Annotated in this window: 4 protein-coding genes; all 4 read left to right on the top strand. The window is 76.6% G+C overall.

Annotated elements, in window-relative coordinates; all coding sequences use genetic code 11:
* Positions 1-933: SbcC/MukB-like Walker B domain-containing protein (locus tag ACFPBZ_RS29155; protein WP_378039616.1), on the top strand; the 933-nt coding region annotated here is incomplete at its 5' end.
* The gene (locus ACFPBZ_RS29150; RefSeq protein ID WP_378039615.1) at positions 930-1880 is read left to right on the top strand and encodes a hypothetical protein; all 951 of its coding nucleotides are present in this window, start codon (positions 930-932) and stop codon (positions 1878-1880) included. The genes ACFPBZ_RS29155 and ACFPBZ_RS29150, both read left to right, overlap by 4 nt.
* A gap of 757 nt (positions 1881-2637) precedes the next feature.
* Positions 2638-4749 carry a protein kinase domain-containing protein gene (locus ACFPBZ_RS29145; RefSeq protein WP_378039614.1) on the top strand — a complete coding sequence of 704 codons (2112 nt, stop codon included), beginning with the start codon at positions 2638-2640 and terminating at the stop codon, positions 4747-4749.
* Positions 4749-9459 (top strand): Pls/PosA family non-ribosomal peptide synthetase (locus ACFPBZ_RS29140; protein ID WP_378039613.1); only part of this gene is annotated, 4711 nt, incomplete at its 3' end. The genes ACFPBZ_RS29145 and ACFPBZ_RS29140, both read left to right, overlap by 1 nt.

Below are 9459 nucleotides of genomic sequence, written 5' to 3'. Positions count from 1 at the left end.
GCCGTCGCCGCCGCCCGCCGGGACGCGGCCGCGACCGACCGGGAGGTCGCCGGCGCGTGGGAGACCTGGCGTCGCGCCCGGGACCCGCTCGTCGTGCTCGGCGCGCCGTCCCCGTCGGAGGACGACCTCGCTGCGGCCTGGACGGCCCTCACCACCTGGGCCGCGGACGAGACCGCGACCCGCGAGCGGGCGCTGACCGAGACCGAGGGCATCGTCGGGACCCGGCGGCGCGACCGCGACGAGGCCGCGCGGCGCCTCGCCGACGCGCTGGCCGCCCACGAGCTCGGCGCGCCGGTCCCGGCCGCGGCCCCGACCGTCGTCGCGACCGCGCTGGAGCGGGCCCGGGGCGAGCTCGCGCGCGTCACCGAGCGCCGGGCCCGGGCCGCCGAGCTCGACCGCCGGCGCACCGAGGCCGAGGAGGAGGCCCAGGTCGCCCGGATGCTCGGCGAGCAGCTGCGCTCCAACCGGTTCCCGCGCTGGCTGGTGGCCTCCGCTCTCGACACCCTCGTCGCCGACGCCTCGGCGAGCCTCGCCGACCTCTCCGGCGGCCAGTTCGAGCTGACCCACGCCGACGGGGAGTTCCTCGTGGTCGACCACGCCGACGCCGACGCGGCCCGCCCGGTGAAGACGCTCTCGGGCGGCGAGACCTTCCAGGCGAGCCTCGCGCTCGCCCTGGCCCTGTCCTCGCAGCTGCAGGGCCTCGCCGCCCGCGGCGCCGCCCGGCTCGAGTCGATCTTCCTCGACGAGGGGTTCGGGACGCTCGACGAGACGAACCTCGACCTCGTCGCGAGCGCCCTGGAGAACCTCGCCGCGCGGGGCGACCGCATGGTCGGGGTGGTGACGCACGTGCCCGCCCTGGCCGAGCGCGTGCCCGTGCGGTTCGCGGTCGACCGCGACCGGCGGACGTCGTCGGTGGTGCGGGAGGGCCCGTGAGGTTCAGCGTCGACCCCTGGGACCCGACCTACGGCACCAGCCTCGACCCCGAGCTCGGCGCGTCCACGGCCGAGGTCGACCCGGACGTCGAGGTGCCGGCGGGCCGGTGGGCCCCGGTCCCGGCCGACCCGCTCGTCGCCCCGGCGGCGAGCGTGCTGTTCGTCGACGGGGTCCGGCGCATCGACGCCCAGGTGTGGGTCGACGAGCCCGACGGGGCGGCGTCGCCCGCGCTGTGCGCGTCGTACGCGGCGGGGGTGGTGCGCAGCCGCCGCGGGGTCGGGGCCCACCTCGCCGTCGCCCTGGTCCGCCGCGGGCTGGTCACCACCGCGGAGCACGCCGCCGACGTCGTCACCCGCGCCGGCACCTACGGCGCCGTCCCCACCCACCCCCGCCCGGACGTCGCCCCGATGCAGGTCCTCTCGCTCGCCCTGCAGCGCGACCTCGCCGACGTCGAGGTGCTCGCCGCGGCCTCGATCTCCGACCGCGACGAGGACGACCTCCTCGTCGTCGACGGGCCGCTGCTGGGCCGCCAGCACCTCCCGCGGGCGATCGGCTTCGTCAAGAGCCATCGCAGCGACTACCTGCCCGCGGAGCTCGGCCGGGTGGTCGCGGCGCTGGGGCCGGGGGAGCGGACGCCGGTGTTCCGGCTGGCCGGGCAGTGGGAGCGCCACACCTGGTACCTGCGGCTCCCGTGCCCGCCGGGGGCGCCGTGGGCCGGGGTGGTGCGGATCGAGTGCCGCGCCGACCTGCCGGCGGCGGAGGCCGTGGCCCTGGCGTCGCGGAGTCAGGCGACCCTGCCGCGGTACGCCTCGGTGGAGTACAAGGACTCCCGCGCGCCGCAGAACCTCTATCCGATCGGCGGCCTCGAGGACGCCCTGCGGCGGCGCCTGGGCGACCAGCCGCTGCTCTACCGCGCGCTGCGGCACGCGGCCCGCACTCCCGGCTGACTCCCGGGGTCCCCGAGAGCACGTCGTACGGCAGCACGGTTGGTCCTGACAGGGCGAGCCGGGCGTGGGGTCTTGCCACTCGGGAGTCGATGCGGCCCGGCGGAGCCGGGTGTGACCGTGCAACGACACATCGGCCGGTGGTCCGCGAGGCGGTCTTCCCGCCCGCCGCCCCGTGTTCACGGACGACGGATCGAGGACGGACGACATGAGCGAGCAATCCCGTGCCACGACACCGCCGACGCGCCCTGCGGTGCCCAGCGGCCGGACCACCCCCGTGCCGCGTGGCGCGGCCCGGCAAGCGGCGCCGTCACCGGCGCGCTGATCGGCCGGCTGTTCGGGCTGCTCAACCGGATCACGCCGTCGATCGGTCCGCTGCTGCTCACGGTGTACGGGCTCGTCTCGGGCGCGATCGCCGGCGCCCTGCTCGGACTGCTGGTCCACGCGATGCAGGGCGGACGGCGGACGTCGCCTCCGCCACGGTGATGCGCCCCCGGACCTACGAGCTGATGGTCGACGAGGACGTCGCCGCGGAGGCCGTGCGCGCCCTGGGGTGGAACACCTGAGCAGGTCCGAGAACGGCCCGCCCGTCGCTGTTCTACCGCGCGCTGCGGCACGCCGCTCACGCCGATCAGCACTCCCAGTCATGATCGTCGTCACTCAGGGCGGTTACTTCACTCGAACGGCGGGTCTCAGTTCACGCTCAGTGGAACATTATGGCCCGCATCACAGGTTGTCTGGAGCACTTGGGGGCCGCGGGATGGAGCGGATCGGTAGGTACGAGCTTCTGAGCCTCATCGGCCGGGGCGGCATGGGGGAGGTCTGGCGCGCCCACGACGCCGGGCGCGGCCGCGACGTCGCCCTCAAGCTCCTGCCGACGACCCTGAGCGAGAACTCCGAGTACCAGCGGCGGTTCCGCCGGGAGTCCCACCTCGTCGCCCGCCTCCGCGAGCCGCACCTGATCCCGATCCACGACCACGGCGAGATCGACGGACGGCTCTTCCTCGACATGCGCCTGGTCGAGGGCCGGAGCCTCCACGAGGTCCTGCGCGACGAGGGCCCGCTGCCGGTGCGCCGTGCGGTCGCCCTCCTGGGGCAGGTCGCGGACGCCCTCGACGCGGCCCACGCCGACGGCCTCGTGCACCGGGACGTCAAGCCGTCGAACGTCCTGGTGACCCCGAACGACTTCGTCTACGTCGTCGACTTCGGCCTGGCCTACGCCGTCGACACGCCGCGGACCAGGCTGACGATGACCGGGGTGACGCTGGGGACGCTCGAGTACATGGCCCCGGAGCGGTTCTCCAACCGGCCGGTCGACGGGCGGACCGACGTCTACTCGCTGGCCTGCATGCTCTTCGAGTGCCTGACGAGGGACACACCCTTCCCGGGCGACTTCCCCACCCAGATGTTCGGCCACCTCAACGTCGACCCCCCGCGCTGCAGCGAGCGGTCCCCGGGCGTGCCCGTCGCCCTCGACGCCGTCGTCGCCCGCGGGATGGCCAAGGTTCCCGGCGACCGCTTCGCCACGGCCGGTGACCTGGTCGCCGCGGCCCGGGAGGCCCTCCGCGGCGCCCCGCGGGAGACCGCCTCCCGCCCGGCCGTCGTGTCCCCCGCCGTCGTGTCCCCCGCCGGCGCGGCCGTCGACGGGGCCGCCGCGGCCACGGCGCTCGTGTCGCTCCCCCCGGTGGCCACCGCGAGGCCGTCGGGCAACGGGTCCGTCGCCCTCGCGAGCCCGGCCGTGGCCCGGCCCGCGGAGGGCCCGGTCCCGCACCCCTCGGGCCCGCTGGACTTCTCCGACCCCGCGCGGCCCGCGCCCGGTGCCCCGCCGCCGGAGTTCCGGCGGCCGGGGTCGCGACGGCCCCGCCGCGGCGTCGTGTGGGCCGCGGCGGGCGTGCTCGTCCTCGCGGCGGTCGTCGCCCTGGTGGTGACGACCGTGCCCCTCGCCGGGAGCCCGGCACCGGCCCCGGTGGCCGGCTCGGCCACCCCGACCGTCGTCGGCACCGTCCCGGTCGGAGCGTCGCCCGTCGCCGTGCAGGTCGCGCCCGACGGCCGGTTCGCCTACGTCGCGGACCGCGACGCCGGGGTGCTCACCGTCGTCGACACCGCCACCGACACCGCGACCGGGACCATCCCGGTGCCCGACGGCGGCCCGCAGGCCGTCGCCTTCTCCCCGGACGGCCGCCACGCCTACGTGGGCATCGCCCGCGGCGCGGGCGGCGAGGTCGGCGTCGTCGACACCGCGGCCGGCGCGGTGACCGCCACGATTCCCACCCGGTCGGCGCCGATGATGCTCGTCGTCAGCCCGGACGGCCGGAGGGTCCACGCGTCGGAGACCGGATCGATCGCCGTGATCGACACGGACACGAACGCCGTGGTCGACCGGGTCGAGGGCGTCCGGCCCCACGGCCTGGCCCTCTCGCCCGACGGCACCCTCCTCGCGGTCGCCGAGTACGACGCCGACGTCGTCCGGATCCTCGGCGCGGTGGACGGCCGGCCCGTCGCGACGATCCCGGTGGGCCGGTCCCCCCACGCGGTCGCCTGGCACCGCACGGCGCCCCGGGTGCTCGTCACGGACTACGCCGGCGACAGCGTGTCGGTGATCGACCCGTCGAGCGCCCGGGTGGTCGCCACGGTGCCCACCGCGGTCCACCCGCAGGCCGTCACGACGAGCGCCGACGGCCGCCACGCCTACGTCGCCGCGATCGACGCGAGCGTGGTCCAGGTCCTCGACACGACGACCTCCGCGGTCACCGCCACGGTCCCGACGGGCCGGGGGCCGAGCAGCGTCGCCGTGACCCCCGACGGCCGCAAGGCCTACGTGACCGACCTGCTCGACGGGACGATGACCGTGCTGAACGTGGCGGAGGCGTGATGGGCCCGACGACCGTCGTCCCGACCCGGGTGGTCTCCACCGGGTCGACCCGCCGCGACACCGCGCCGCGCGACCCGCACGACGACCGGCTCGACCGGGTGGTGGAGCGACGCTGCGACGAGTTCCGGCGCGAGGGACGCGCGCACCACACGGCCGTCGAGGTGGGCGGCGCGTCGGTCGGCTCGCTGTCCTACGTGGCCCTCGACGCGGGCGCGACCCGGCTGGCGCGGTACCTGGGCCGGCGGCGCTTCGGCGCCGGGGACCGGATCGCGGTGCTGCTCGAGCGGCCCGCCGACGCCCTCACCGCGCAGCTCGCGATCGCGCGGACGGGCGCCGCCTGGGTGCCGCTCGACCACGGCCTCCCGGACGCGGCCCTCGCCGCCGTCGTGCACGCCTCCGGGGCGGGAGTGGTTCTCACGACCGCCGACCAGGCCCCCCGGCTGCGCGTCACCGACGTCGACGCCGTCTACCTCGACCGCGTCGCCGCCCACGTCGACGCGGAGGACGCCCAGCGGTGGCGGGCCGCCGAGCGGGGGCCGGTCGGCGACGCCCCGGCGTACATCGTCGTCCACGCCGGTGGCGGCGACGGGCGGTCGTCGGGGAGCGCGGGCCTGCGCGCCCCCGCGATCGAGCACGCCGCGGTGACCCACCTGGTGCACGTCCTCGGCGACCTGTTCCGGTTGTCCGCCACCGACCGCGTGTTCCACGACCCGCGGAGCGGCTCGGACCGGGCGGTGCTGGAGACCTGGGTGCCGTGGTCGTGCGGGGCCACCGTGGTCACCCCCGCCCCCGGCGAGCACCTGCGGGGCCCGGCGCTCGGCACGTTCCTGCGGACGACGCGGACCACCGTCCTCGTCGCCGACCCCGCGACGCTCGAGGGGGTCGACGAGGAGCTGCCCGACCTGCGGCTGCTCGTGCTCCTCGGACCCGAGCGGCCCGCCGCGACCGTCACCCGCTGGCAGGCGCCGGGCCGGCGGATCCTCGGCCTGCACGGGACACCCGAGACCACCGTCGTCGCGTTCTGGACCGAGCTGTCGCCCGACGGTGGCTCGACGCTGGGCCGCCCGCTGCCCGGTCACGACGTCGTGCTGCTCGACCCCGCCGACCCGGGCCGCGCCGTTCCGCCCGGCCGGGTCGGCGAGATCGGGATCGTCGGTCCCGGGGTGGCGTCCGGGTACGTCGGGCGTCCCGACCTCGCCGACGAGGCGTTCGTCCCGATCCCCGGCCAGCCGTCGCGACGGACCTTCCGCACCGGCGACCTCGGACGGTTCACGGCGGACCGCGAGCTGGAGTACGCCGGCCGTCTCGAGGGCGCGGCCGGCCGGGGGCTGCGCGGGCGGCCGGTCGACGCCACCGCACCGCGCCGGACGAGGCGCTCCGACACCCCGGGCCGGACCGCGGTCCTCCCGCTGCCGCCCGAGTCGGTCGGGTCGACCCGGGTCGCCGGGCGCAACGGCACGGCGGCCGCGGAGGACCCCGTCACCGACGTGGTGGCGGCGGGGGAGCGCGACGACGCCGTGGCGCTCACCGTGGCCCACCGCCTCTCGCCGCGCCCGAGGTACACGGCGGCGCCGAGGGTGGCGGTGCCCCCGGTTCCAGCGACCCCGGCTCCGAAGGACACGGCGGCGCCGACGGTGGCGGTGCCCCCGGTTCCGGCGACCCCGGCTCCGAAGGACACGGCGGCGCCGACGGTGGCGGTGCCCCCGGTTCCGGCGACCCCGGCTCCGAAGGACACGGCGGCGCCGACGGTGGCGGTGCCCCCGGTCCCGGCCACCCCGGCTCCGAAGGACACGGCGGCGCCGACGGTCGCGCTGTCGCCGACCCCGGCCCGGCCCGGCGCCGGGCTCGCTCCCACCCGGCCTCCCGGAACCGCCGGACGCCCGACCGCGGGGGCCCCCGCGGCGGCGGCCCCCGATACGGGTGCCCCGTCCACCGCGGTGCGGACGGCGCTCGGGACGATCCTGGCCGAGGTCCTCGACCGCGCCGAGGTGGCCGACGACGCCGACTTCTTCACCGACCTCGGCGCCGACTCCCTGCTGATGGCGCGCTTCTGCGCCCGCATCCGCAAGCACCCGGACCTGCCGTCGGCGGCGATGCAGGACATCTACCAGCACCGCACCCTGGCCGGGCTCGCCGCCGCTCTCGCCCCCGCCCCGCAGGCCCCCGACGTCGCCGGCGCGGCCCGCGTCCGGGCGGGTCTCGCCGCGACCCTGGCGGAGGTCCTCGGCCGGTCCGACGTCCCCGGGGACGCCGACTTCTTCCGCGACCTCGGGGCCGACTCGCTGCTCATGGCGCGCTTCTGCGCCAGGCTCCGCAAGCGCGACGACCTCCCGTCGGTGGCGATGCCCGACGTCTACCGGCATTCGACCCTGGCCACGCTCGCCGCCTCGCTCGCTTCCGACGCGGACGCGATCGACGCCGACGGGCCGTCCGAGACGGACGAGGTCGACACCGGCACCGACTCCGCGGGCGCCGACCCGACGCGATCCCGCGCCGGGACCGCCGCCTTCGTCCTGTGCGGCGCGGCGCAGTTCCTCTGCTTCCTCGCCTACGGCTACCTGTTCGCCCTGGTCCTGACCTGGGCCGTGACCTGGGTGACCGTGGCCACGACACCGCTCGCGACCTACGGCCGGGCCGTCGTCGCCGGCGCCGTGGGTCTCGGGGCCTTCACCGCGCTCCCGGTCGTCGCCAAGTGGGTGATCGTCGGTCGCTGGCGGCCGGGGTCGATCCCGGTGTGGAGCGCGGCCTATCTGCGCTTCTGGGTGGTCAAGACCCTCCTGCGCTCCAGCCCGGCCCGGCTGTTCGCCGGCACGCCGCTGCAGACCCTCCACCTCCGGGCGCTCGGCGCGAGGATCGGGCGCGGCGTGGTGTTCCTCGGCCCGCAGACCCCCGTCTGCACCGACCTCTTCAGCGCCGGGGACGGCGCGCTGATCCGCAAGGACGCCGTCGTGGCCTGCTACCGGGCGCACGACGGTCGGGTCGAGATCGGCGGGGTGAGCCTCGGCGCGCACGCGGTGGTCGGCGAGTCGACGGTCCTCGACGTCCGCACGGCGATGGGGGACGGGTCGTCGCTGGCGCACAGCTCGTCGCTGCACGCCGGGCAGGCCGTCCCGGCGGGGGAGAACTGGCACGGGTCGCCCGCCCGGCGGGCCGACGCCCCGATGCCGCCGGTGCCGCCCGCCGGGGACGCGACCCCGCGGCGCACGCTCTATACGCTGGGGGTCCTGGCGGTCGTGCTGGGACTGCTGCTGCCCGCCGCACTCCTGGCCTTCGTCCTCCTGCACACGCTGGTGCCCCACTTCGCGGAGCTGTTCGAGCCGCCGCCCGGCGCGTTGGCCGACCCCTGGTTCTACCTCCGGACGCTGCTCCTGTCCGGGGCCCTCTACCTCGGGGCGATCGTCGTGGGCCTCGTCGTCGTCGCGACGCTGCCGCGCCTGTTCGCGCTCGGGCTGCGGCCGGACACGGTCTACCCCCTGTACGGCCCGCGCTACTGGCTGCACCGCGCGGTCGGCCGGCTCACCAACGTCAAGGCGTTCGTGACGCTGTTCGGCGACGCCTCCGCGATCGCCCACTACCTGACCCTGCTCGGGTACCGGCTCCGCCCGCTGCAGCAGACCGGCTCCAACTTCGGCATGGCGGTCAAGCACGAGAACCCGTTCCTGACGATCGTCGGGGCCGGCACCGTGGTCGCCGACGGGCTCTCGGTGATGAACGCCGAGTACTCGGCGACGTCGTTCCGCGTCTCGGCGACGCGGATCGGGGCGAACAACTTCCTCGGCAACCGCATCGCCTACCCGCCGCAGGGGCGCACGGGTGACGACTGCCTGCTGGCGACCAAGGTCCAGATCCCGCAGCACGGCCCGATCCGCTCCGGGGTCGGGCTCCTCGGGTCCCCCAGCTTCGAGATCCCGCGCACGGTGGCCCGCGACAGCGAGCTCGATGTCACCGACCCCGCCGAGCTCGCGGCCTCCCTGCGGCGCAAGAACCGGCACAACGTGGTGTCGATGGGGCTGCACCTGCTCGTGCGGTGGCTCTTCACGTTCCTGCTCGCCGTCGCCGTCGCGGCGGTCGGGTCGCTCCCGGTCGCCGCGGGCGCCGCCGAGGTCGTCGTCGTCGAGGTCGCCGGGCTCGTCCTGCTCGCCGGCTGGTACGCGCTGGTCGAGCGGTGCGTCCGCCCCCTCATGGCGCGCGTCCCGCAGGGGTGCTCGATCTACGACCCGACGTTCTGGCGCCACGAGCGCTACTGGAAGGTCCCGGCGCCGGAATGGGTGCAGATCGCCAACGGCACGCCGTTCAAGCCGCTGATCTGGCGCCTGCTCGGGGTCCGGGTGGGGGCGCGGGTGTTCGACGACGGCGTCAGCATCACCGAGAGGTCCTTCACGACGATCGGGGACGAGGTCACCCTCGGCGAGGGCACGATCGTGCAGTGCCACTCGCAGGAGGACGGCGGGTTCAAGTCGGACCACGTCGTCATCGGCGCCCGCTGCACGCTCGGGGTCGGCTCGTTCGTCCACTACGGCACCTCGATCGGCGACGGCGCGGTCCTCGCCCCCGACACGTTCCTCATGAAGGGCGAGGAGGTGCCGCCGGGGGAGCACTGGAGCGGCAACCCCGCCCGGGGGACCCGGCGCAGCCCTGCCCCCGCCCGCCCGGCGGCCCGCGCCCCGGCCCCGGCCCCGGCCGCCGCTCCCGCCGCAACCCCCGCTCGCC

The sequence above is a fragment of the Actinomycetospora atypica genome (genome assembly GCF_042653685.1).
GTDB classification, from domain to species: Bacteria; Actinomycetota; Actinomycetes; order Mycobacteriales; family Pseudonocardiaceae; genus Actinomycetospora; species Actinomycetospora atypica.
The sequence above is the reverse complement of the archived record's forward strand: the minus strand, read 5'-3'. Positions and strand labels throughout refer to the sequence as shown.

Excerpts from the sequence above, each read along its gene's own strand:
- ACFPBZ_RS29145 (WP_378039614.1), top strand. The coding sequence starts at position 2,638 with ATGGAGCGGATCGGTAGGTACGAGCTTCTGAGCCTCATCGGCCGGGGC.